The sequence below is a fragment of the Streptococcus mitis genome, assembly GCF_000722765.2.
In the GTDB taxonomy this organism is placed as follows: domain Bacteria; phylum Bacillota; class Bacilli; order Lactobacillales; family Streptococcaceae; genus Streptococcus; species Streptococcus mitis_AQ.
Map to the genome: position 1 here is coordinate 1,855,155 of NZ_CP028415.1, position 24,388 is coordinate 1,879,542.

20 protein-coding genes are annotated in these 24,388 nt (G+C 38.8%); 1 reads left to right on the plus strand and 19 read right to left on the minus strand.

The genetic code is table 11. The features are described 5' to 3' along the window. Positions 1-15: 15 nt before the first annotated feature. Complete coding sequence (locus SK637_RS09265; protein ID WP_033689521.1) at positions 16-873, plus strand: 5'-nucleotidase, lipoprotein e(P4) family; 858 nt, start codon at positions 16-18, stop codon at positions 871-873. 288 nt (positions 874-1,161) lie between these two features. Here SK637_RS09265 and adcA read toward each other — a convergent pair whose 3' ends face one another. The 19 genes from adcA to glpO form a co-directional block, all read right to left on the minus strand. Beyond that, a complete protein-coding gene (gene adcA, locus SK637_RS09270) occupies positions 1,162-2,667 on the minus strand; it encodes a zinc ABC transporter substrate-binding lipoprotein AdcA (RefSeq protein ID WP_033689522.1) in 1,506 nt (501 codons plus the stop codon). A gap of 9 nt (positions 2,668-2,676) precedes the next feature. Further along, positions 2,677-3,483: a metal ABC transporter permease gene (locus tag SK637_RS09275; protein WP_000950031.1), complete on the minus strand. Its 807-nt coding sequence runs from the start codon at positions 3,481-3,483 to the stop codon at positions 2,677-2,679. Continuing rightward, complete coding sequence (locus SK637_RS09280; RefSeq protein ID WP_033689523.1) at positions 3,476-4,180, minus strand: metal ABC transporter ATP-binding protein; 705 nt, start codon at positions 4,178-4,180, stop codon at positions 3,476-3,478. The genes SK637_RS09275 and SK637_RS09280 overlap by 8 nt, the downstream gene beginning before the upstream one ends. After that, a complete protein-coding gene (adcR, locus tag SK637_RS09285) occupies positions 4,180-4,620 on the minus strand; it encodes a zinc-dependent transcriptional regulator AdcR (RefSeq protein ID WP_001249308.1) in 441 nt (146 codons plus the stop codon). The genes SK637_RS09280 and adcR overlap by 1 nt, the downstream gene beginning before the upstream one ends. 339 nt (positions 4,621-4,959) lie before the next feature. Then, positions 4,960-7,509: an SIALI-17 repeat-containing surface protein gene (locus tag SK637_RS09290; protein ID WP_237397631.1), complete on the minus strand. Its 2,550-nt coding sequence runs from the start codon at positions 7,507-7,509 to the stop codon at positions 4,960-4,962. Next, positions 7,509-9,266, minus strand: coding sequence for a hypothetical protein (locus SK637_RS09970; protein WP_050489886.1), 1,758 nt, complete (start codon positions 9,264-9,266; stop codon positions 7,509-7,511). The genes SK637_RS09290 and SK637_RS09970 overlap by 1 nt, the downstream gene beginning before the upstream one ends. A 102-nt stretch (positions 9,267-9,368) precedes the next feature. Further along, positions 9,369-10,619, minus strand: coding sequence for a glycosyltransferase family 4 protein (locus SK637_RS09300; protein WP_033689524.1), 1,251 nt, complete (start codon positions 10,617-10,619; stop codon positions 9,369-9,371). A gap of 3 nt (positions 10,620-10,622) precedes the next feature. Beyond that, on the minus strand, positions 10,623-12,209 hold the full coding sequence (locus SK637_RS09305; protein ID WP_033689526.1) for a glycosyltransferase family 52: 1,587 nt from the start codon (positions 12,207-12,209) through the stop codon (positions 10,623-10,625). A gap of 31 nt (positions 12,210-12,240) precedes the next feature. Beyond that, on the minus strand, positions 12,241-13,236 hold the full coding sequence (rfbB, locus tag SK637_RS09310) for a dTDP-glucose 4,6-dehydratase (RefSeq protein ID WP_033689528.1): 996 nt from the start codon (positions 13,234-13,236) through the stop codon (positions 12,241-12,243). Positions 13,237-13,257: 21 nt separating this feature from the next. Continuing rightward, positions 13,258-14,031, minus strand: a complete 774-nt coding sequence (locus SK637_RS09315) for an alpha-1,2-fucosyltransferase (RefSeq protein ID WP_033689529.1) — start codon at positions 14,029-14,031, stop codon at positions 13,258-13,260. Continuing rightward, the gene (locus SK637_RS09320) at positions 14,018-15,400 is read right to left on the minus strand and encodes a dTDP-4-dehydrorhamnose 3,5-epimerase family protein (RefSeq protein ID WP_237397632.1); all 1,383 of its coding nucleotides are present in this window, start codon (positions 15,398-15,400) and stop codon (positions 14,018-14,020) included. Before SK637_RS09320 ends, SK637_RS09315 begins: the two co-directional genes overlap by 14 nt. A 186-nt stretch (positions 15,401-15,586) precedes the next feature. Further along, positions 15,587-16,855 (minus strand): D-alanyl-lipoteichoic acid biosynthesis protein DltD, encoded by a 1,269-nt coding sequence (dltD, locus tag SK637_RS09325; protein WP_033689531.1) that lies wholly within the window; start codon positions 16,853-16,855, stop codon positions 15,587-15,589. Beyond that, positions 16,848-17,087: a D-alanine--poly(phosphoribitol) ligase subunit DltC gene (dltC, locus tag SK637_RS09330; RefSeq protein ID WP_000351967.1), complete on the minus strand. Its 240-nt coding sequence runs from the start codon at positions 17,085-17,087 to the stop codon at positions 16,848-16,850. The genes dltD and dltC overlap by 8 nt, the downstream gene beginning before the upstream one ends. 13 nt (positions 17,088-17,100) lie before the next feature. After that, positions 17,101-18,345, minus strand: a complete 1,245-nt coding sequence (gene dltB / locus SK637_RS09335) for a D-alanyl-lipoteichoic acid biosynthesis protein DltB (RefSeq protein ID WP_033689535.1) — start codon at positions 18,343-18,345, stop codon at positions 17,101-17,103. Continuing rightward, the gene (gene dltA, locus SK637_RS09340) at positions 18,342-19,892 is read right to left on the minus strand and encodes a D-alanine--poly(phosphoribitol) ligase subunit DltA (RefSeq protein WP_033689536.1); all 1,551 of its coding nucleotides are present in this window, start codon (positions 19,890-19,892) and stop codon (positions 18,342-18,344) included. Before dltA ends, dltB begins: the two co-directional genes overlap by 4 nt. Positions 19,893-19,912: 20 nt before the next feature. Further along, positions 19,913-20,044: a teichoic acid D-Ala incorporation-associated protein DltX gene (locus tag SK637_RS09345; RefSeq protein ID WP_000813667.1), complete on the minus strand. Its 132-nt coding sequence runs from the start codon at positions 20,042-20,044 to the stop codon at positions 19,913-19,915. Positions 20,045-20,353: 309 nt separating this feature from the next. After that, complete coding sequence (locus tag SK637_RS09350) at positions 20,354-21,532, minus strand: ryptide export MFS transporter (RefSeq protein WP_033689537.1); 1,179 nt, start codon at positions 21,530-21,532, stop codon at positions 20,354-20,356. 240 nt (positions 21,533-21,772) lie between these two features. Beyond that, positions 21,773-22,477, minus strand: a complete 705-nt coding sequence (locus SK637_RS09355) for an MIP/aquaporin family protein (RefSeq protein ID WP_000980822.1) — start codon at positions 22,475-22,477, stop codon at positions 21,773-21,775. 69 nt (positions 22,478-22,546) lie between these two features. Further along, positions 22,547-24,373, minus strand: coding sequence for a type 1 glycerol-3-phosphate oxidase (gene glpO / locus SK637_RS09360; RefSeq protein WP_033689539.1), 1,827 nt, complete (start codon positions 24,371-24,373; stop codon positions 22,547-22,549). Positions 24,374-24,388 lie beyond the last annotated feature (15 nt).

Below are 24,388 nucleotides of genomic sequence, written 5' to 3' on the forward strand. Positions count from 1 at the left end.
AATAGGAGATATTTCATGAAAACAGCAAAAACTACTGTTACAATCCTTTCTACACTTGCTTCTGTCGTCTTATTGGCTAGTTGTACAACAAAGTCTACAGAAACACAGACAAGCAATAATAGCTCATCTGATAATCAGATTACAATGACATATGACCAACTACGGTCGAGAGAAAACACTATGTCAACCCTTTGGTATCAAAAATCAGCTGAAACCAAAGCTTTATACATACAGGGTTATAACGTTGCAACAAATCACCTAAAGGAATTGCTCAAAACAGAATCAGACAAACCTTACTCTATCGTTTTAGACTTGGATGAAACTGTCCTAGATAATAGCCCTTATCAAGTACAAAATGTCAAAGACGGTACAGCATTCACACCCGAAAATTGGGATGTTTGGGTTCAAAAAGCTTCAGCAAAAGCTGTCCCAGGTGCCAAAGATTTTCTTCAGTTTGCTGATCAAAACGGTGTCCAAATCTACTATATTTCTGACCGCTCAGCTAATCAAGTAGATGCTACCATTAAAAATCTTGAAAGTGAAGGAATTCCTGTTCAAGGACGTGATCATCTCATGTTCTTAGAAAGCGGTGTAAAATCCAAAGAAGGTCGTCGCCAAAAAGTTCAAGAAAAAACAAACCTTATCTTATTATTTGGTGATAACCTCGTAGACTTTGCAGATTTTTCTAAGACTTCTGAATCTGACCGTGATAAACAACTTGAAGAATTGCAAAAAGAATTCGGTGAAAAATTCATCATCTTCCCAAATCCAATGTACGGATCATGGGAATCAGCTGTATACGCTGGTAATAAACTAGATGCTAAAGGTCAAGTAGAAGAACGCCAAAAAGCCTTGCAAGGTTTTGACAAATAAGCTGATTCTATATAAAATAAAGCTAACTTACAATCTTCAAAAAGTGGATAGGAAGGAATTCTGATAATCAGAAAACTTTCCTATCCACTTTTATGATTGATATAACATCAAGATTTTATAAATCTGATACTATACGTTTTCTGATTTTAAAGACTTTTTGCCTATCCCCGATATCTCAAGAATTTTATTCATTGTTCAAAGTTCCTTAGGTATCTGAAAGGTCTATAATGAAGCTAGCTATCTAGTATCCAAAAACCGACTAGCTCCTATGATCTAGTCGGTTTCTCATCAATGCGCCAACATTTCTTGGGCGATTTCTTGGCCAGATAGATTTTCTGGGTAGTAGGTTGGCCAGTTATCCATTTCTTTAAAGAGGGCTTCTTGGCTTGTGCCTCCAAAGAAGATATGGAAATGTTCTGCCTTAACTGGGGCGATATTGTGGTCACTAAACTGAACATACTTGAACTGTCCAGCGTCTGCATCTGTGGCTTCAAAGAGGAAGCGCACGCCACGATTGCCTTTCTTGTAAGTCAAGATTTTCTTACCAACATACTTGTAAGTATATTTCTTGCTTTGTCCACCTTGAACAAATTCCATAGTATTATCAGTAATGTTGATCTTAGTGACATCTGTCTGATAGCCTTTTGTATAGTAGGCCTTGTACTCAGCCTGGGTCATCTTACCAGTCAACTTAGCCTTGTAGTCAAAGACTTGGTCAAACGTGCCATCTTCAAGGAAAGGATAAACTGATTGCCAGTTACCTGCATAGTCACTCAAGGTGCGGTCCTTGACATCTGCATCCTCAAAGTAACCATTTTGAACTGTCTTCGTATCCTCTGCTTTTTCAGGCTCGATTGCTGGGCCTTCTTGGTCCGTTGTTTGTTTCAGAGCCTTGAGGTTTTTCTCCATGATAGAGATGTAATTTTCTCCAGCCTTGGTATCTTCTTCTGTCAGACTTTCTAAAGGATTGAGAACATCAGTTTTGACACCTGCCTCTTTTGAAAGTGTGTTAGCAAGAGCTTGTGAAGCATTTTCTTCAAAGTAGATATAGGCAATTTTATTTTTCTTGACATACTCTGTCAATTCTGCCAGACGAGCAGCTGATGGCTCTGCATCTGGAGAGAGACCTGAGATTGCGACCTGCTTGAGTCCATAGTCCAAAGCAAGATAGTTAAAGGCTGCGTGTTGCGTTACGAAGCTCTTTTGTTTGGCTTGAGACAAGCCTTCTGCATAAGCCTTATCCAAGGCTTGCAATTTTTCGATATAGGCAGCAGCATTCTTCTCAAAGGTCGCTTTTTTATCAGGATAATCTGCTGACAAGCTATCACGGATGTGCTCTACAAGTTTAATAGCACGAACCGGTGATAACCAAACATGGGGGTCAAACTCATGGTGATGGCCTTCTTCTCCATGGTCATGGTCTCCCTCTTCTTCCTCACCACCTGGCAAGAGCAACATATCACCTGTCGCCTTGATGGTTTTCACTTTTTTCTTATCCAGGGTATCTAGCAATTTAGGTACCCATGTTTCCATGTTTTCATTTTCATAAACGAAGGTATCTGCGTCTTGGATTTTGGCAACTGCCTTGGCAGACGGTTCATATTCATGGGGTTCTGTACCAGCACCGATTAGGAGTTCTACATTAGCAGTATCTCCTGCGACTTGCTTGGTAAATTCATAGACAGGATAAAAGGTTGTCACAATATTTAGTTTACCATCTGCCTGCTTTTGATTGGAACAAGCCACTAAAAACAAGGCACATAGACTGGCTAGTAATAAGCTAATTTTTTTCATGTTGGTCTCCTATTTGATAAAACGTCTTACTAAACTAATAAGTAAAAAGACAGTTACAAAAATAATGGTAATACTTGCACTTGCAGGTGTTTCTGCGTAGTAGGAAATGTAAAGTCCTGCCACCATTCCCAAAAATCCAATAGCACTGGCAAGTAGCATAACCGATTTAAAGTTTTTCCCCAAACGCAGGGCAATACTAGCTGGTAAGACCATGATGGTCGATACCAGAAGAGCTCCCGCAGCAGGAATCATAAGGGCAATGGCTACCCCCGTCACCATGTTAAAAAGAATGGACATGGTACGAACGGGCAAGCCATCCACAAAGGCCGTATCCTCATCAAAGGTCAGGATATACATAGGACGAAGGAAGAGGAAGGTCAAAATCAAAACAACCACCGCAATGACAAAGAGGGAAATGACCTGCTCTTCACTGATAGTCACAATTGAACCAAAAAGGTACTGGTCCAAACTCATTGAACTAGAGCTTTTACCCTTGCTCATGACAATTAGAGAAACAGCCAGACCCGTTGACATGAGGATAGCTGTCCCGATTTCCATAAAGCTCTTGTAAACCGTACGGAGATACTCCAAAAAGACCGCCGCAATCAAGACAATGGCAATCGTAGAAATAGTCGGAGAAATCCCTAGGACCAGACCAAAGGCTACACCTGAAAGCGAGACATGACTGAGGGTATCACTCATCAAACTCTGACGACGTAAGATAAGGAAGGTTCCCAATACCGGCGAGAAAAGACTCATGGCAATAACGGCCAGAAAGGCGCGTTGCATAAAGTCATAAGATAACAAACTAAGCATGGCCCACCTCCTGATCATTCTCATGAACGTTGAAACAACGCCATGGAGAGTCTTGGTTACGGACTAGATGAATATTGCGGTCCGCATAGTCCTTAACTTCTTCAGGGTCATGGGTAATCATCAAAACAGCCTTACCATGATGATGGGCGCTGTGGTGCATGAGTTCGTAAAATTCATTTTTACTTCCTGCATCCATCCCCGTTGTCGGCTCATCTAGGATAAACACATCTGGATCCGAAGCAAACATGCGCGCAATCACCGCTCGCTGCTTTTGTCCTCCAGATAGAGACCCCAAGCGTTTGTCTCGGTGTTCCCACATGCCAACTGAGTCCAGGCTAGCCTTGATATGCTCTTCATCATGAGCATTCAAGCGACGGAACCAGCCTTTTCGCGGATAGCGACCCGACTTGACGAATTCATAAACCGTACTTGGAAAACCTGCATTAAAACTAGCAATCTGCTGGGGAAGATAGGCCATTCTCAATTTCTTACCCTGCGTATTTGTCTTTGAAATAGTCACCTTTCCAATGCGTGGCTGAAGAATTCCAAGACTGGCCTTGATCAGTGTCGTCTTAGCCGCCCCATTCTCCCCCGTCAAGGTAACAAATTCCCCACTATCAACACTATAATTGATATGTTCAAGAACGGGCTCCTTATCATAATAGAAGGATAAATCCTCTACCGTAATATATCTCATTATTTGATTTCTCCTACTAAAGCAGTCAAAAACCGCTGGATCACTTTTTGTTCATTTGGAGTAAACTGAGTCGCCACTTGTTCATAGGTTAAAAGCGTATGCTCATGGTGATGGTGGTGCTCCTCAGCGATTGGACGAGCCAAATCAGTCAACTGATAAAAAATTACACGTGCATCTTTAGGATCCTTGGATGTCTCCAACATCCCTTCCTTAACCAAAGACTTAATGGCCTTGGTAACTGCTGCCTGACTGACATTGAGGCGACGAGCCAACTCTGAATTTGTTAAAGATTCCTCTGACAAGAGCATGAGAATGTGCTCCTGAGTATTGGTCAGAGCCACCTCGCTAGTACAATGACCTATTAGGATTTCATGCTGATTTTCTGCCTGCAAAATCACCTCATTCAAAAAAGCATCGATATCCTTCGCTAGCTGTCTCATATCTGACTCCTTTCCTTTTAGACTTCTCTTTTTTAAGAGAAAATACTATTCTTTGAAATTATTTACTGGTTAATTATATCACAACCAAAAAAAGAGTCAAGAAAAAACGTGAAAACTAGTTTCATTCTTGAACTCTTCTATATCATGATCTATTGAAATGCCTTGACATCTCCATCATAAGTCGCCCATCATCTGAATCTATTTTAGAAGACACAACACTTTTTATTCAAATTATATATAAAATGGAGAAGAGCAAAGCCTTCTCCAAATACATACCTTACCTCACTCAAGAGGTCTAGCAATCTATAACTAGAAACTCATTAACATTTTGAACAAATTTTACTCATTATCCTTCTTACGAAGAACGATACTTAGACCACTCAAAATTCCAACAAATCCGAATGCTGCCAAGGCTGCGTTCGATTCCGTACCAGTATTTGGCAATTGAGTTACCTCAGTTGATGGAGCTGGATAAGTGTTTCCATCCGGATTGTAATTTGAAGGTACTGGTTTGTTCGGAACTGCCGGTGTTCCCGAATCTCCCGCCACAGGTACAGGTGGTTTTGGAGTCTCGTTTCGTTGAGGTGTTGGAGCTGGTTGTGGTGTAGGTGCAGGAGCTGGATTTGGCTCCGGAGTTGGACTTGGCTCTGGCTGTGGTTTTAGTTTTTCAGGAATCTTCAGCTCTGGAATTTCCACAGTTGGCGGATCTAACGGAACTACTCCACCTTCAAATTCTGGCACTTCAACTTTTGGAGCATCAATTTGCATTACATATTGGTAAACAATAGTAGTAACACCTTCTTTAACCAATCCTTTTTCTTCCACAGTATTTTTAAACTTATCACCTGCCGGAAGAACACGTTTCAATCGGAATGTTACTCCATCTACTACGATAGTTTCAGGAGCTGTCACAGCGTACTCTTCTCCTGTAGCTTTGTAAGTCATTTCTTCTTTATCACCAGTAGTTGTAGTTGTTGCTTCAGCTACAATTACATTATTCTTAGCGACTACATCATCCGCAAGGAAATTTTCATTAATATCTACGAATTTAACGATAACTGTTCCTTTTTTGTCTTTTGCGTAATCACGTACACTGTTTGGTTTATTCTGAGAATACTTAACAATAACCGCTGAATCTTTAGATTCATGTGTTACAGCTAATTCATCTACCTTAGCTTTATCCACAGTGTAATCTTTGATTTCTGGTGATACTACTTCTGCGAGTTTTTGTTCTGGAGTCCAATCTGTAGTGTAGGTTACTTCACCTGTTCTACTGTTGATTTCGGCAGTTCTTGTGAAGCGAGCAGTTTGGTTAACAGGCGCACTTGCTTCTTGTCCTGCTTTTGGTCCATTTTCATAAACATAAGTGATATCACGTTTGACTTCTTTTAAGAGACCTAAGTCTTTGTATGAACGGTTTTGTGGGTCATTAGGAATCTTGTCCTCTGGTTTTGGAGGATTATTGTCACCTTCGTTAGGCTTCGTTGGATCTACTGGAATAATGTAGTCATATTGGTATACAACTGTTGTAATTCCTTCTTTTACCTTGCCAGTTTCTTCTAATACGTTGTTGTACTTATCAGAAACTTCATATACTCCACGGAAGACATATTTCTTACCATCTTTAGTGATTGTATCAACTTTCTTCTCAGCAGCATTGTAGTTTACATCATTTTCCGTTACTTCATCACGAGTTGATAACACAACATCACCTGATTTTGTAGCATATGTTTTCGTTGTTTTTACCACCGCATCTGTCACTACATTCGCAGAATCTTTGATTTCATTACCTTCAGCATCAACGTATTTAACAACTACTGAGCCTTTCGCTTCAACTGTTTTAGATGGTGTTGTTTCTTCTTGTTTATCTAGAGTATAGCTGTAGATAACGTGTTTTTCACCTTCAGTTACGTCCCCTGCTGCTGGAGCTGAGTCAGAGGTTTGTCCTACATATTTATATACTAATCCTGTAGCTTTGTCTTTAAGAGTTGGGTACTGTTTATCAGTAGTGTCATATCTTTCTGTAATTGTACGTTTTTCTTTACGTTCAGATACTTTTACACCTTTTGAGTAAGTTACATAAGTATCTTCATACTCAACTGGTACTTTATCTTTTACTACTTCTGTTTCTTTTAATGTTTTTAACGTTCCATCTTCATTGATCACAACGTGTTTCACATCAACAGAACCTGTCTTAGTCACAACTGAGCTAGATGGTGTTCTTTCTTCTTCACTTACTAAACGGTATTCGTAAACAACTTCTGTTGTTCCTTCTACTACTTTACCACTTGCAGCTGGAGACCCTTGTTTCAGACCTACATACTCATATGTAAATCCAGTATCAGCATCCACTAAAGTTGGATATTGTTTTGGCGTTGTATCGTAGTTTTGTTCTACTGTTTTAACATCAGTACGCTCATCAACTTTTGTTTCACCTGAATATAAACTTACGATAGTTTTTGTTTCTAATGTAACATTATCTTTATCAGTTTCTGTTTTTAATTGTTTTCCATCAGTTGTGACATACTTGATGACGACACTACCTTGTTTAGTAGCTGTTGCTTCTCCTGCTTCTTCTTTTGTGATTTTTAAGTTGTAATAATGAGTTACAACTGGTTTTTCTTCACCCATTACTTTATAAGCACGGATTGGTGTGATGATTTCTTTTTTAGTGAATGTCGCTGATTCAGTTGTTTCTGTACGTGTTCTTGTACCGTAATCACCACTAATGATGTATTTATTTTCAGCAACAGTTTCTGTAGGAATATACTTTTCATCTGTTACTTTTGCATCTCCTGTAACTGTTACTGTACCGTCTGCAGCAATTTCAACTTTTCCTTTATTAACTAACGTAGTTACAGTCGTTTCTTTATCAGGTTCAGTTTCCACTAATGGAATATAGTCATCTGGTGTACCATTATAAACTGTATACTCTTTAATTTTTTAGTTGTTTCTACATCGATATAAGCATTAGATCCTTCTGGAGAATATTTATACTCTGTTGTCGAAACAATTTTTCGATAGGTATTACCATTCAGTTCACTAGTTTCTGTAGGGTTCCCAGCACTTACTGTCAATTCTCCAATGATTTCAGGGAATCTCGCCAATGCTTCATCAAGTTTAGTAGCATCAGGAAACCCTGAATTTAAATCTATAGGAGTATGCAGTACAACTCTTCCTTCATTATAAGAAGTATCTCCTGGAGCATGTTTTAAAAGTCCCATATCTAGTTTTCCAGATTGAATGTCATCCTCTAGTTTTTTTAAGTGTGCATCTAAACGGGCTCTAGCTGCTTTTATATTTTCTATTTCAGTTGCATCTGTTGCTTTTCCTTCCAAAAAGTCTAAAGCTTTATAATTGGCAATCGTATAATCTTTTAATACATCTTTTAAGGATTTATTGAGCCTATCTCTATCTATTCTGTGATTATAACTATACACTTCACCTGTTGCTACATTTTCAACCTGTGAACCGTCATATCCGCCATTAAAAGCCATTAAAGCATAGGTTGGGTCTTCACTTGGTTTTATTTCAATATCATCTGCTGTTCCATAAATTCCATCAGCTCCAGGTTTCAAATAATGGTTAGCTGGAGCAATCGGTGTATCAAAAGTTACATCTGTCGTAATATGACTTGAAAAACTTTCTCTTCTGAATTTTAATTCCTTTTCATCTGGTACACTAAGAGCCGAAAAGGAAGTTGTTCCTTTTTTAGTTTTTGTAACAACCTTTCCTTGCCCCACTGCATAAGTATCTTTATCAAGAACAAGGATAGTATCTCCTTCTTGAAGTGTTACATTCTCTTTCGTAAACTCTTTAGCGTCAGCTTGGCCGTCATTCCATTTTGTTACTGCATCTTCATCGCTAGTTACTCCATTATCTGCCACAACATACTTACCATATTGACCATCAGCTGTTTCTTCTACTAAGTAGACTTTTCCTTTTGTTTTGGTATAGTCAATCTCACCTAGTTTGTTGTGCATTCCTTCGGGAGAGACTGCTGCTTCAATATCATTGAAACGAGTTTTATCATAAGTAAGTTTATCAGCACCTTCTACTTCAGATTTTCCAGCATACTCATAGACTTTACCGTTAGCTTCTACCGTATCTTTTTTTCCAGTATCTTTAGACACAACAGCTCCTTGTTGAGTCACAGTTGATTCTCGGTAGTCTTTACCATCTGTATCGTAAGCAAGACCTTTTTTGTCGTAAGGAGTAGTAACTGTACCTGTTCCTGCTTCTACTGTGTCTGTTTTTAGTAATGACTTATCAGAATCCAGTTTGTAATTTACAGTTGCTTCTGATTTAACATTTAACGTATCAGTCCCATCAGCATCGCCTGTATTGCTGTTGGCTTTTGTCGGTTCAGCAGTACCTTTTTCTAATACCGCATCTACTTTTACTGTTTTAGAAGCATCTTTATCATCTGTAAAAGTTGTGGCTGCTGTCGAAGATACTTTCGATGTATCGGTCACCATTGTAGCCGTATCTGTACCATTAGAAGTAATATTAGCAGCTACTGGGCTTGCACCAACAGCTAAAGCCACACCTGTTGCCAAAATCGTTGCCCCAATTAACTTAGAATCTGTTCGACCATCCTTGTATTTACGAAGAGAAAATTTCTCCTGTCTATCAGTATGAAACATAAAACATCGCCTTCCTAAAATTTCATTGTTTTTTATATTCTGAACCTATAAAATGTGCGCTAAGAACTTTAAAACTAAGAAAGTTTTACGCTTTCAATTATATCATATTTCTAAGGATAATACATACTTATACATATCCAGAATTTCCTTTTTTTGATAGTCTTTAGAGAATGTTGCTGACAAGTAACGACCTTCTTTTTGATAAGCATTGAGCCACAAAATTAACTCCCCAATGTCACCAAATGTTGTGACACCTTTGGACTGATTCTTATAATACCTATGAGCTAAATCTGTATCAGACAAAAGACAAACCAAGCCCTTGGCAGATGCTTCTACAGCCGAGTTGGCAAAGCATTCACTCATAGAACAGGAAAGATATCCTTGGTGCTTCTCATAAGGAACCTCTTCTAGAAAACCTGCATAATGGACATTCGACGGCAAGTCTTTTTGGCTATAACCATCTGGTAAGTTGCCATAAACCGTTAACTGGCTATCCGGCACTTGTCGAAATGCTTCAATCGCCCAAGCACATCGTTTGATCATCGTCATATTGCCAACGATACACCAATCAGTGACGCTTGCATATTCTTTTTCCAAAACGCCATCCACAAACATTGGAGGCAAAAAGCGAACCTTTTCTTTCCCTATCAACTGCTCCAAAACTGGACTTGCAACGATATTTTGGCACCACCCTTGTAAGACAAACTTCATCATGGGATCTAGGATATTGTAGTGAGTATAAGCAAATAACTTTCTTCCCGTATTTTGGAAAAATTTCCTCAATTGAAGAGGATATTCGTTGACCATGTCAATGATAAAGCAATCATTTACTGTAGAATTGTTGGCTAGATAGAGACTGACTAACTGCCATTGGGTATAGGTTTCCCCACTTCTTAGGTTTTGGTAAGAATGGTAATTTTCACTCACATCCCCCTTCAGCAACTCCCCTTTACTATCATAAAGAGTAAAGAGATTTTCGTGATATTGGAAACGATACAGTAATTGAGAGGTATAACATTCTACATCTCCATTTTGATAATGAACGAGTCCTACATAGCCCTCTTTTGTGTACTCGACTTCACTGACATGATCTAGTTCCTGAACAAATGCTTTTTCTACAATCGGCTGTTGTCTAGCCAAATCGGATTGGTCAAAAATAACATGATAGAAGTTTTCAAAACCAAGTTTTTCTAACGTTTCGACAAAATTCGGTACAAAATTATCCAGATTTGTTAAAACAATTTCTTGCTCTACTTGTAGACTTTTAAAAATTTCTTGACGTGCCAATTGACTTCTTTCAAAGCCATAAGTGCTTACAGGGACACCTTCTTTTATCGTAAATACTTTCACCATAGTTTAGTCCATCACATCTTCCAATCTTAATCCACGACTTCTTGCTAGTCTTGCACGGAAAGCCATCCCTCGTTTATGACGCTCCGATAAGCGATAGTAAGTTGTCATAACATTCAATACTAAAGCATTGTCTTTTGTGACCATGCGAGCCCATAAATGCCAATCTTCAAATCCATCATAATTAGCATCATAGCCTCCTGCTTCATCATAGGCAGAGCGTTTAAAGATAACAGTTGAATGGTTAAATACATTTTGATAAGCAAGCTCTAACCATAATTTTTCTCCCGATAAGTGATGAGATCGATTTCGTTTGATTTTATCTGTTATAGCATCTTCTTCTGCGACAACTCTAGCCCCGATAAGGTCAAGTTGAGGATTTTTCTCTAACTCCTGCAAGAGAAAATCGAGATGCCAAGGCATCCATACATCATCTGCATCTTGTCTGGCTATATAAGCCGTTTGAGACAAACCAACTCCACGATTTAACGTTTCTGAAATCCCTTTATGACCTTCCTTGATATACTGTATTCGCTCGTCTACTAGATATGGCTTACATACTTCCTCTGTATTATCTGTCGAACCATCATCCACAATGAGCAGTCGAAAGGCTTGATGGGTTTGATTTAAAACAGAGTCAATCGTTTGGCTAATGGTTTCAGCGCCATTATAGACAGGCATGACAATATCAACAGGTGTGTCCGATTGGGACACATTTTGATAAGGCACACCTTGTTTTGCAAAAACATTTGATTCATGAGTTGTTAAAAAGGTCCGATACCCATGAACCGATACACCCTCTATATCTTTGATCAATAAAAGCGAAGTTGAGTAAAAACCATGTACCTCAACAAACTCATATTCCTCTAGCAAAAGATAAATTTCTTCTTCAAAGCAAAATCTAGTTTCTTTCAATTTATCTTGATAGGGATTCAAAGGTATTCTAGGATGGGGATAGTAGTAATCAATCTTCTGTTCATCTACAACTTTAGCAGTCAATTTTTGAGTAAGTTCCAAATCTTCCTGATAAAGGAGAGAGCCTAAAAATTGCCCCAGAAAAACGCTTATTTTCTTATCATTTTTAGCCCTATGAAAATGATTTGGTTCAAGATGAAACTTTAACAAAATCTGCTTGTCTTTTGGAAAAAGGACACAGTCCTCAAATACCGTATAATGTCTATTTGACAAAGACATGATCTCTCTCAAGGTAAAATTTGTATAGGGAATGACCCTCTCAAGATTTTGTGTATAGAGATTGAGAGGTACAATGGAAGTACTACCATCATCAAAGGTATACAAATTCATTGTGCTAGGGTTAAAGATACTAATAGCCACAGGATTGTCTAAGCTGGCTAAATAGAGATTGCGAATTGACTTGTCTTTCAAAAACTCCTGAATATCATTCAAGACTGCCTTTCCTTCTAAAACAAGGACTTCCTTACAAAATTCCTCCATCCGTTCAGCATAGTAAGTCTGTCTCTCATCATTTGACATCTTTAAATAAATCCCGATAAAGTCTTCTGAAACAGCCTGTACAACTTCTTTAGCGACTAAAACCTGGAAGGGAGATGAACAAAAAATTATATTCTCCAAATTTAACTTCTCCTAATATTCTTACAAACTCTTACTTAGCATCTTGCTTTTGTGCAATCATCTCTTGCCACCAATCTTCATGGTCTTGATACCAACGGATCACTTCTTTTAATCCCTTATCAAAATCCACGTAGAGAGGTGTAAAACCTAATTCAGTATATAACTTACTAGCGTCAATTCCATAACGAAGGTCGTGTCCGGGTCTATCTGCTATATACTTGAAATCTTCCTGAGATTTTCCTAACTGCAACAAGATTTTCTGTAAAACTTCGATATTCGTGCATTCATTATTTACCCCAATCAAGTAGGTTTCACCAATCACACCTTTATCAATAATGGTATCAATAGCTCGACAATGGTCTTTGACATGAATCCAGTCACGAATATTAAGCCCTGCTCCATATAGGACTGCCTGCTGACCAGTTAAAAGATTGGTGATTTGTCTTGGGATAAATTTCTCAGGATTTTGATAGGGTCCATAATTATTTGAACAGTTGGAAATCGTAGCCCTGACACCAAAAGAACGAACCCATGCTTTCACCAATAAATCTGCAGAGGCCTTTGTAGCAGCATAGGGAGAACTTGGATTGTACTGCGTTTTTTCAGTGAATTTATCCTTACTTTCTAATGGAAAATCCCCGTAAACCTCATCTGTCGAAATATGATGGAAACGGATATCATACTTCCTGGCTAACTCTAAAAGATTGTGCGTCCCGACAATATTACTTTTCACAAAAACAGACGTGTCATGCAAAGACTTGTCATTAAAAGATTCTGCTGCGAAATGAACAATCAAATCAACTCCTTCATCGATATGGTTGCTTAATTCTAACTCATTTGCGATATCCAGTTTATGGAAGGCTACTCCGTCACCCAACAAATCTTCAATGGTCTTCAGAGAAGAGGCGTAAGTCAAATTATCCAAAATCCTAATCTGAATATCCTTATAAGTCTCTTTTAGGTATCGAACAAAATTCGAACCAAGGAAACCAGCTCCACCAGTCACAACGATATTTTTATAGTTCATTTAATTTTCCTTTAACACATTTTACTCAAAGCCAGTACGGTCAACACTGACAACTTCCCAGTCTCTTGTATCTGCAATTTGTTTTCCATTTTGTTCAAGTAAAGTATTAAAATCAGGAACAAACACTTTTACAAAAGGCTTTGCTAATCTTAAAATATAACCTACCCAATAACAATAAGTCGAATTGGGACAAATGAAATACTTGTTACAGCTATACAGTTGTAAAAAGTTGTCTTGAATATCCTGCTCCTCAACTATAATCGGATTTTCAAAATGGTACTGAGAATGTAGAAAAGGTACCAATTCTTCACGACACCAGGCAACATCATCTGAAGTAATTCGGATGGTTAAATGTTGAAAATTATCCCTTTCAATTGCTGCTATCTTCTCTAAACAAGAACCGATATACAATTGAGCGTTATAACCGTAATTTTTTCTATTTCGTTCATTGAGAAAATCCGTTCTTCTAATGGCAATTGTCACATTTTTCTCTTCAAATTGAGTAGAAGCTGCTACTACTGGTTCAATCAAATACTCTCTACAAAAAGAGTCCAATTCTTCTGAAGAATAGTCAACACCTGCCTCTTGGAAATAACCAAAATCTTCTAATTCGATACCATTTGCTTTTGAAAATAAGACAGCGGTTTTTGGAAAAAAGGTTTGGGCAAACTGAAAATATCCTGTTCGTAAGACATAACTTTCCTCATAGCCCATCATCCGATCTCTATGCGCTTGTAGTAAGAGATAGAGCAAATTTCCTAGTTGAAAACCTCTATTATTTTCATAAATTTTCAAGATTCGAATCTCCTTTTTGCTGTTTAAAGTACTGTCCTAAAATGGAATCATCAGGATTTTTCACTAAATTCTTAATTTGTTTACCTGTAAAAACTTCAGAATTATCGATACCCAATTTCACTCCATCAATCCTATTTAAATTCGCTACCAGATGACCAACCAAATCTTTTATTGCTGTTACTTGATAGCACATCTCATCAGGATAAATATCAGAAATTGGCTCTAAATCCATCAACAATTCATCTGGAAGAAGCTCTACTAAAGCCCACAATTGATCATTTACTTTTTGATAATATTTTTCTAACTTAGGCTTGCCCAAAACAATATCATTTGAAATATAAGTCCATTGTCTAGAAAGCAAATCGTTAATAAAGCCCTTTTTCAGCGTTTTTCCATATAAGGTGTCCATAATATAAATAGTATTGCTATTTTGATGAGCCTCAATCACGCCATTATAAATCTTTTGATGAATAGCGCTATATCTGGAACCACTATCAAATACAGACTTCGTAGATACTAAAATCATATGACCTGTCTGAATATTTTTTAGGACATTTACTAATTTCTCTATTTCCGCATCATCGTTTTTCAAACTTAAATTGGTTAATAATTTTTCTGATGACGGAGCAGTACAAATAACCACATCATAAAAATCTTTCAAAGCTTCTTCAATATTATTTCTATTGAAACAACTTAAATCAATATCAGATAGTTTACTTAATGTATCAAATAAAATTTTCCCAACTGCACCTGTTGAACCAATTAAGGCCACTTTCTTCTTGCTTGATTCAATTATTTCAAGAACTTCTTTAAAAGTTTTAGCAGCTTGGTCTTTTTCAGAAATGATTGGTTTTAAAAGAGAATCCCACGACAAATCAGCGTCCTTGTCCAATGGTGTAATACCTAAATAGTTTTTATGTGGATCATAATAATCAGCAACCAGGTAATTCAATATCCCATTGTTAACTAACGACTGTACACCATTAGCAACTCCGCCAGGGACAAAAACAGCCCTACCAGGTTTGACATCTATCACATCTACAGATTTGTAAGTTGGAGAATCTATTCGTAGATCGATAAAAATCATTTTGAAAGTCCCACAGGCTACTGTCATCAATTTTTCATAGCCCTGACAGTGCATCCCTCTGATAACCCCCTGCTTTGAAACAGACACATTATTTTGAAGTTTATGATGAAAGAATGATTCTGGAACCCCATTTGCAAGCAAATCTTTCTTTCGCCAATTCTCTAAAAAATAGCCACGCTCATCATGATGAAGAGGACTTTCAAACACCAACAAACCTTGAATCTGTACTGAAATAGTTCTATCTATATCCATCTTTTCCCCTCTATATCGTAATGCATCCATACTAAAGCTATTTTCATTATGTTTCTTAAATTATACCACTATATGAGTTCTCTAGCCAGATGAAGTTCATTCTTTTTAAACATCAATATCTATAAATACACATCTTTATTAGCAAAAAGAAAACCCTAAAAATCAGACTAATTGCCTAACTTTTAGAGTTAAATCATTGATTATTTCGTCATTCATCTATTGAAATTCTTTGACATCTCCATCGTAAGTCGCCCAGTCTTTACTGAAAAAACGCTCATTCAGATGGTAAGTCGGAGCTGGGGTGGGATTGGATAGGAAGGGATCAACGGCCTTATCAAATGCCAACCAACCTAACCAACCAAGGTGAATGGTATCTTTCATAAAGAAAGCTTCCCCACCGTCCTTAGAAAAATCTGCTATATTGGTAAACCCTTGACTTTCTAACTGGTAGCGAATCTTCTGCACCGTTTGTTGGTACATATCTTCTCGTAAACCAGCATAGTCCATCCATTTTTTATTAACAGGTGGAATGATAAAAATCGGGTTTACCTTGGATTTAGAAAACTGGGTTAACACCAACTGCAAGTCATTGTACTCTGGTGATTTGAGGTAGGTAAAGTTTTTCTGAGAATCCTTTAATTTCTTCAAATCCTTCTTAATCTGCGTATTATAGAAATAATTCTCTATTCCCAGATCATTATTAGAAGTATTCTTTTCTGCATCTGCTTTGACAACATCTTCTATAGCTTGATAAGAAAACTGATCTGGCAAGGTCTTTAAATACTTAGCTACATGCTTATCATAATTGACATAGCCTCTAACTAAAAACTGACCAAAAAAGGAAGCTTGGCGTTCATTAAACCGAGCCAATAATTCAATCATTTCATTGTCTGCAGACGACAATTCTTCTCTACTTGCCAACTTCTGAACCAGGTCCTTCATAGCCACGTTTGGGAACTGCTGCAGTAAGCGAGTCGCTGCATATTGACTAGCCTGATCTCCAGATTGATGTTCCAGAAAACTGGTCAACTGGTCTCCATTAAAATACTGCTGAAAAGCTGCTGGCTCATAGCCATTTTTACTAAACCACTGGGGCGAGATAACATATACAACTTGTTTATTCTCCAGTTGTGGCAGCATCTGTTGCATCCCAAAATACTGATTGAGCGAGGCAGCTCCCCTCTGTCCTAAAAGATAGGGGCGATAAGAGCGGTTGTATTTCTCAGCCAATACCGCAGGATGAGCACCGTCAAAACGAAGCCATTCACTGGAGCCAAAGAAGGGAACAAAACGCATATTTGGATCAGATAGGGCTCTGACCTTTTGACTTCGCTCCTTAAAACTATCGATGGTAGTAGCCACCGCCGAACGCTTCTCAGCTCCCAGATCATGATTCATCTCAGCAGGATAGAAAAAGATAAGCAGACAAACCAACAAACCAGCTATCAAGACCGGCCCGAAGATCATCCATAAGCGTTTAAGCATTTTGTAGCTCCACAATGCCAGCTATGATTTTATTAGCTGTATTCCAGTCATCACGACCAAACTCTGTTACAGGGACACGAATGTCAAAACGGTTTTCAATCTCCACAATCAACTCAACCGTTCCCATACTATCCAAGACACCTGCATCAAAAAGATCTTCATCCATCATGTCAGAAACATCTTCCATAAACAACTCATCAATAATTTCGATAACTTCTGATTTGATATCCATATTTTATTTCCTTTTATTTTTTAAACCATAAATCATTCAAAAATCCAGAAAAGATCAAGAATGACAGCATAACGACATGGAAGGTGATAACCATGCCAAGCAACTGAATCCAGCGATTCTCAGGTAGAGCAGGCTTCCCTGCTTTTTTCCGTTCCTTATTGAGTGTTTTTTTCTTACGAATCCAAGCGTCATTGATGACCATTCCAATCCCATGAAAGAGTCCATAGGCGATGTAGTACCAGGTCACACCATGCCAAAATCCCATAATCAGCATATTTACAATGTAGGCCACACTTGAGGTTACATTGCGATTTTTAAAGACCTTCTTTCTGGTCAATACCATGACCATTCGCATAAAGACAAAGTCACGGAACCAGAAGGACAGACTCATATGCCAGCGATTCCAAAATTCCTTTAAATCTCTTGATAAAAAAGGTTTGTTAAAGTTGATAGGGCTACGAATTCCCATCAAATTTGAAATGGCTAAGGCAAACATAGAGTACCCTGCAAAGTCAAAAAAGAGCTCCAGACCAAAGGTATACATGACTGCCAAGGCATAGTGGTTAAAGAAGCCACCTGACTGCAAGGCTAGATTCTTCAGAGGAGGGAGTAAGGTTTCTCCTAAAACATGAGCTAGGATAAACTTGTACAAAAATCCCCACATAATATAGCGAACAGATTCATCCAACATATCCATCAACTCATCCCGCTCAAGAATGGTCTGATAATTTTCATTAAATCGCTTAAAGCGATCGATTGGGCCACTTGAAAAAGTCGGCATGAAGAGAAGAAAACGGAGGAATTCCCAGAGGGTAAAATCCTTAATCACTCCATCTCTCAGCTCGATGATAATCCCAACCGAACGAAAGGTCAGGTAAGAAATTCCCAAAAACCCAAGCAAAGACTGCGTTCCATTGATAGCCGGCTGCACCTTGACAAAGATAATCGGAAGGAGGGACAGAAAACTAACTAGGTAGAAGACCCACTTGCCATCCTTACTTTTTCGATAATGCTTGTAGAAGAGTACGAGCAATATTTCCCAGCACAGATAAATACCCAAGGCAGCTAATTGATTGGTCTTCCCACCTACCAGCATGGTAACGATAAAGAAGAGACTAACCAATACCTCGTACCAGGCAAAGCGTTTCTTGAAAAAGAGACCGATAAAGATGGGCAAGGTTGCAGCAATCACATAGACAAAATACTGAGGATTCCCATATGGCTCTAAATGAGGAAGCTGTTGAAAGAACTCCATCATCTCTTATTCACCTCGTTAATCAATCCTTTGATGTCAATTTTTCCATTTGGAGTCAGTGGCAAACTGTCTCGATAAAGGAATTTGGACGGCATCATGTAGGACATCATGATATCTATTAAATCTTCCTTGATAGCCTTGGTAATATCGATATCTCGCTCAAACTGCTCACGAACACCGTCTTTTAAGATGACATAAGCCAGTAGATTTTGTACCTTGTGGTCCTTGTTATAACGTGGAACAGCAACAGCAGACTCAATAAAGCGAGACTTGTTGAGGTTTTGAGAGACATCTTCTAACTCAATGCGGTAACCGTTGAACTTAATCTGGAAGTCCATGCGTCCGCCGTAGAGAAGCAAGCCTTCATCTGTCATAGTTCCCACATCGCCTGTGTGATAGGCTGGCAACCCTTCAAATTCAAAGAAGGCTTCTGCCGTTTTTTCAGGATTGTTCATATAACCTTTTGAAACGGCTGGTCCAGAAACAATGATTTCTCCCTGTTCACCATTTGGCAATTTATTGCCGTCCTCGTCAATGATAAAGGTTGGAGAATCAGCCTTGGTATAGCCGATTGGTAGGCGTTTGAGAGTCACTAACATCTCGTCTGTCACAGCAACTGCTGACAGGGCTACTGTCGCTTCTGTTGGGCCGTAAGCATTGATAATACGGGCATTTGGGAAACGTTCGCGTAGTTTTTGAGCCGTTTTAACCGTCAATTCTTCACCATCAAAGTAGAAATGCGTGATTCCAGGCATTTTCTCACTATTAAAGTCTTCTGACAACATAGCCAAATCTGCAAAGGAAGGTGTTGATGTCCAGATAGCAATTGGCAATGAAAAGATGGTCGCAAAGAGTTGCTTAAAGTCCTGAGTAATAGCTGAAGGAAGAGCGAAAAGTGTACCACCAAGTGCTAAGGTCGGTGCCCAGTACATGACAGATAGATCAAAAGAATAAGGTGGCTGAGCCAGCATTTGCGGACGACTCGGTGTCGCAAATTCCTTGTCCGTAATCATCCAGTTGGTAAAGCTGAGGAGATTATCATGGGAAATCTGCACTCCTTTAGGCTTACCAGTCGTACCAGAAGTAAAGATAATGTAGTAATTATCATCTCCCTTGACTGGATGCGTGATCTCATAGCTAGTCCCTTGAGTAAAGGCTTCTTGAACCTGATCCAGAGTCATCATCGGTGTAGAAACCTGCTCCAATGGAAAGTCTGAGATGGCAATAATCAAACTTGGCTCTGCTACTTCTAAAATAGCCAAAACTCGCTCCAAGGCCGAATGGCTATCAATTGGAATGTAGGCATGACCTGACTTAGTCAGCGCTACAAAGGTTGCCAATATTTCATATTCTTGGCCACCAAAAACAACCACAGGAGACTTCTCAGACAAGCCTAGTTGGTCAATGGCTGCAGCCAAACTATCCGAATTAGCCTTCAAATCTCCATAAGTGTGTTCCTGTCCCAAAACATTGTAAACAGGATAGCTAGGCTGTGTCTGAGCAAAATGCTCAATGGTTTCAATCATATCTACTATTGGTTTATTTGACACAATAGGAATTCTCCTTCAAGTTAAAATTCATTATAGATAAAGCTTCCTTGACCCTGACCAAGATAGCTAAAGAAGTAAAGCAGCCCTAGAAAGATAAGAAAATACAAGGCTGTCCGACCAAGAAAGAGGTACAATTCTTTTCTCTGTTTCATCAAGAAAAACCATTCATTTCTGTAATTTTTACTAAATAAGATAGACTCTTACTATAGTATTTTTCTACCATTATACCACTTTCTAGGGTAATTTCTCAATTGTTTGCCGTAGATTTTCATTATATTTAAGCCAATTTTAAAATTATGCGGTTTTTCTATGTATATTTTCAAATAGAGTGACCCTGCTTCAAAACTCTATTTCAGGAGACAATGAAGTAAATCTTCCCGTAATAAAACGCACAATATCAAGTTTTTCAACACCTGATACTATGCGCTTTTCTAATTTTTCAAGACTTTTTAACTAGTCTCTCACCTAAAATAATCTCGTCTGATATAAATTAAAATAGCTTCTATCATCAGACAAATGGCTGATAGCCAAAAACTGATGCTAATACCAAAACTCTCAGTAATATAGCTCATTAGCAAAACAAATACTGAAAATGATAGTGTCGAAATCACTTCCAGAACGGAATAGACATTAACCAAGTTATTTTCCTCTACTGTTTCCTGAAGAAATACACTTTCAGGAACTTCTTTTAGCTGCGATAACATACCAACTAAAGCTGAAAATACTAAAAACATCTGTGCATTTGGAAAAAATAGAATAGTCAGCGTCACTATTGCCATGGCTATAAGAGAAAAAAGAATACTTTCCCACTTAAGAGCAAGAAACTTTTCAGATAGCCGAAAAGCAATTAAGCCACTAATTATAATCCCGATAGAATATGCTGTATTAGAATATCCCCAGTAACTTTCCGTTTCATTTAATAACTCAGTTACAAAGACAAGTATGATAGACGAAACCCAAATCGTATTTGAGAAAATTTCAAATAAATTTGCTGATACAAAAAGTCTTAATCTAGGATCTCTAGCAACTAACTTCCAACCTTTGAGTAAAATTTCAAGATTAGTTTCTGACTCTAACACCTCCACTTCAGCCTTAGGAAGCAATAACATCAGAAAGCTAGAAATGATATACAAGATTAAAATGATAAACGTGGTAGGTAAAAAACCAATTGTTGCAAATAAGAGTCCACCTAATCCCCAACCCACCAATTGAACAGCTTCACTACTCATTGACAAGGCTGAGTTAGCCTTGCCCAAATCGGTCGCATAGCGCGGCACAATAGCATAGGAAACGGGTGCTGCAAAACCATCTAATATGGAAATTGCAACAACAAATAGATAGATCACCAAAGGCGCTACGGATTGCATTACGGTAAACATTCCTACCAGTATCGTTAATAATATAGTCTTTCCAAATTGGGATAAAGATAAAACCCTATTTAGCGCTATCCTTTTAGTAACTAAAGGAACTAAAAGACTCGCAACAAAAGAGGATATCCCTATTAAAATGGGAACTAGTGACGTGGCAATTACTGATTTTGAAATAATGTATATGTTAGCAATGATTGTTACTCTAAAGAAAATATCTGCTAAATTTGCAAACAATTGAGAGACTAACAACTTGATAAATGAATTAGACATATAGCGCTCCCCCTTTAGTTGCCAACTTTGGAATTAAATTTGATTTTTAATATTTTAGCATAAAATAGCAGAAAACAAAAGTGAGATTTTTCACATAAAAAAGCAAAAACTATTGCCTTTATTATTCCTACTTTTAAAGGAATGATTATTATCGTTGTTGGATAGTACTAATAAGTTATACTCAATGAAAAAAGCCTGAGATACTCATCTCAAGCTCTATCAACATAATTGTTTTCTAGATTAGAAAAGCGAGAATACAAGAACGGCCAAGGCTGCTCCGATAACAGGTCCTACAACAGGAATCCAGGCATAAGACCAGTCTCCGTCTCCCTTGTTTGGAATTGGCAAGATGCTGTGCATGATACGAGGTCCAAGGTCACGAGCTGGGTTCAAGGCATATCCTGTTGTCCCACCTAGTGATAGACCGATACCAACAATCAAAGTGCCCACTGCAAAGGTTCCGATACCTGCCTGAAAATCGTAAAGACCCAAAGCAAAGATTGTCAACACCAAAACAAATGTTCCAAGGATTTCGCTAATCAAGTTTGATACAGTATCCTTGATGGCTGGACCAGTACTGAAGGTTGCCAAGATATTTCCTGCATTTTCTTCTGCCTCATAATGCGGTTTGAATTGCAACCAAACCAAAATCTGACCCAGCATAGCCCCTGCGAACTGGGCTAATATATAAGGGAAAACGGAAGCCCAAGGCAAACCACCTTTCAAGGCCACACCGATGGTCACAGCTGGGTTTAAATGAGCTGGACTGAGCTTGCCAGATACAAATACTGCAACCGCAACTGCAATCCCCCACCCCATAGTAATCACAATCCAACCTGAGCTGTTGCTCTTGGTTTTAGGAAGAACCACACCAGCCACAACACCATTTCCTAGAAGAATCAGGATTAAAGTCCCCAAAAATTCTCCAAATAATTCATTCATCATTTTTCTGTCTCCATTAAAAAGAAGGGGCGGGCGACAAGGAGTCCTGCCCTCCACCTCTTTTATTTTTTCTTAATTTTTTAATTCTGCTAAATCGTTGTTAGTGAGGGCTGCTTCGACGTCCGCACGGTAAGCTGCTTTTTCTTCTTCTGACCAGTCATAGAATCGTCCCATTTCATCCAAAACTGGCTCAACGATGCTATCCAAGCTATCACGCATAAAGAGCATATGGTTGGTACGACGAAGAAGGAAGTCAACTGGGCTAAGTGCCAACTCATTGCGCATTGCATAGTGAAGGGACAAGGTGTCCGCCAAGCTGAGTCCTGGCGCTTGTTCCAAGCTGTGAGCAAGAGCAAAGACCTTCGGTGCATTTGAACCATAGAGATTTGCTAGGTAATGAGCTTCCTTGCTATCCAAGCCACGTGACACTCCAAGTTGCGCAAAGGCTTCGATTTCTGAGTCCACATTTGCTGGGTTCAATTCCCCACCTGAAACAGGGTAAGTCTTAGAGTTGATGAGTTTAAAGCTACGGTCAAATTCTGCTTTGAGGATGTCAACCACGCGCTCCATAGCTCCTTCAGCCATCTTACGGTAGTCTGTGATTTTACCACCAGCAAGGGTCAAGAGACCATTATCATCTCGGTCCAAGCTAGAACCACGTGAAACTGCAGATGGATCCAAATGTTTCTCAGAGGTGCTGCTTTCAAGCTTGCTGACAGCAGACTCAACATCTTCACGCGTTTTTTCTTTAGAAAGATAAGATTCAACAGTCGCGATCAAGTTATTAAAGCTTTCATCACTGATAGTTCCGTTATTTCCGCCATTGTAGTCAGAAGCGCTATTGCCTGCGATCAATGGACGAAGACCTGCCCAGCTGCTTTCGATATCATCAATGGTGATGTTGGCTTCTGGGAAGCGGTTGTTAACAATGCCAAGTAGGTAATCTACATCTTCTTTAGTCACTTTTGGATGTTCTAAATCACCTGTGTAGTCTGTATCAGTTGTACCAAAGTAAGTCTTGTTTTCACGTGGGAGAACAAAGACCATACGGCCATCACCCAAACCTGTATCAAAGTAAACTGGCTGTGAAACCTTGATCTTGCTTGAATCCACTACCAAGTGAACTCCCTTAGTTGGACGCATTTGTGAGAATTGTGTTCCCTTATTAGACAAATTGCGTACCTTATCACTCCAAGGACCTGTCGTATTGATAACCAGACGAGCTTTGATTTCAAAGACTTGGTCTGTCAAGAGATCACGAGCTACAACACCTGTAATCTTGCCACTTTCGTCAAATAGGAAGCCTTCTGCCTTAACATGGTTAGCAATGAGAGCACCATCTTGGTTGGCACGTTTGATGTTTTCAATCACAAGACGCGCATCGTTGTTACGGAAGTCAAGGTAAACCCCACCTCCTACCAAGCCTTCTTTCTTCAAGTTTGGCTGGCGTTCCAAGACTTCTTCCTTGCTCAATACCTTGTTTGCAGCTGGTGTGTTGTTAACTCCTGCCAAAAGGTCGTACAAATCCATAGCTACTTTAAGACGGAAGAGGCTAAAGGTCGCTCCATCTTCATCGTAAACTGGCAAAAGCATTGGGTCCGGTTTTGGAATGTGTGGTGCGATTTGTTGAACCACTGCACGTTCAGAAACCGTATCTGAGACCACTTCTACGTCAAATTGTTTGAGGTAACGAAGACCTCCGTGAACCAATTTTGTTGAACGGCTGGATGTTCCTTCTGCGAAGTCCTGCATTTCAATCAAACCAGTCTCAAGACCGCTAGCTGCCGCCTGCAAGGCTACACCAGCACCAGTGATTCCTCCACCGATAATCAAGAGGTCCAAGGTACGTTCCTGCATTTTTTTAATTGATAATTCACGTGTTTTCTTTGAAAATTCCATATTTACACACTTTCT

Coding starts and splice junctions, on each gene's coding strand:
- SK637_RS09265 (WP_033689521.1), top strand. CDS start 16: ATGAAAACAGCAAAAACTACTGTTACAATCCTTTCTACACTTGCTTCT.
- adcA (WP_033689522.1), bottom strand. CDS start 2,667: ATGAAAAAAATTAGCTTATTACTAGCCAGTCTATGTGCCTTGTTTTTA.
- SK637_RS09275 (WP_000950031.1), bottom strand. CDS start 3,483: ATGCTTAGTTTGTTATCTTATGACTTTATGCAACGCGCCTTTCTGGCC.
- SK637_RS09280 (WP_033689523.1), bottom strand. CDS start 4,180: ATGAGATATATTACGGTAGAGGATTTATCCTTCTATTATGATAAGGAG.
- adcR (WP_001249308.1), bottom strand. CDS start 4,620: ATGAGACAGCTAGCGAAGGATATCGATGCTTTTTTGAATGAGGTGATT.
- SK637_RS09970 (WP_050489886.1), bottom strand. CDS start 9,266: ATGTTTCATACTGATAGACAGGAGAAATTTTCTCTTCGTAAATACAAG.
- SK637_RS09300 (WP_033689524.1), bottom strand. CDS start 10,619: ATGGTGAAAGTATTTACGATAAAAGAAGGTGTCCCTGTAAGCACTTAT.
- rfbB (WP_033689528.1), bottom strand. CDS start 13,236: ATGAACTATAAAAATATCGTTGTGACTGGTGGAGCTGGTTTCCTTGGT.
- SK637_RS09320 (WP_237397632.1), bottom strand. CDS start 15,400: ATGGATGCATTACGATATAGAGGGGAAAAGATGGATATAGATAGAACT.
- dltD (WP_033689531.1), bottom strand. CDS start 16,855: ATGCTTAAACGCTTATGGATGATCTTCGGGCCGGTCTTGATAGCTGGT.
- dltC (WP_000351967.1), bottom strand. CDS start 17,087: ATGGATATCAAATCAGAAGTTATCGAAATTATTGATGAGTTGTTTATG.
- dltB (WP_033689535.1), bottom strand. CDS start 18,345: ATGATGGAGTTCTTTCAACAGCTTCCTCATTTAGAGCCATATGGGAAT.
- SK637_RS09345 (WP_000813667.1), bottom strand. CDS start 20,044: ATGAAACAGAGAAAAGAATTGTACCTCTTTCTTGGTCGGACAGCCTTG.
- SK637_RS09350 (WP_033689537.1), bottom strand. CDS start 21,532: ATGTCTAATTCATTTATCAAGTTGTTAGTCTCTCAATTGTTTGCAAAT.
- SK637_RS09355 (WP_000980822.1), bottom strand. CDS start 22,477: ATGATGAATGAATTATTTGGAGAATTTTTGGGGACTTTAATCCTGATT.
- glpO (WP_033689539.1), bottom strand. CDS start 24,373: ATGGAATTTTCAAAGAAAACACGTGAATTATCAATTAAAAAAATGCAG.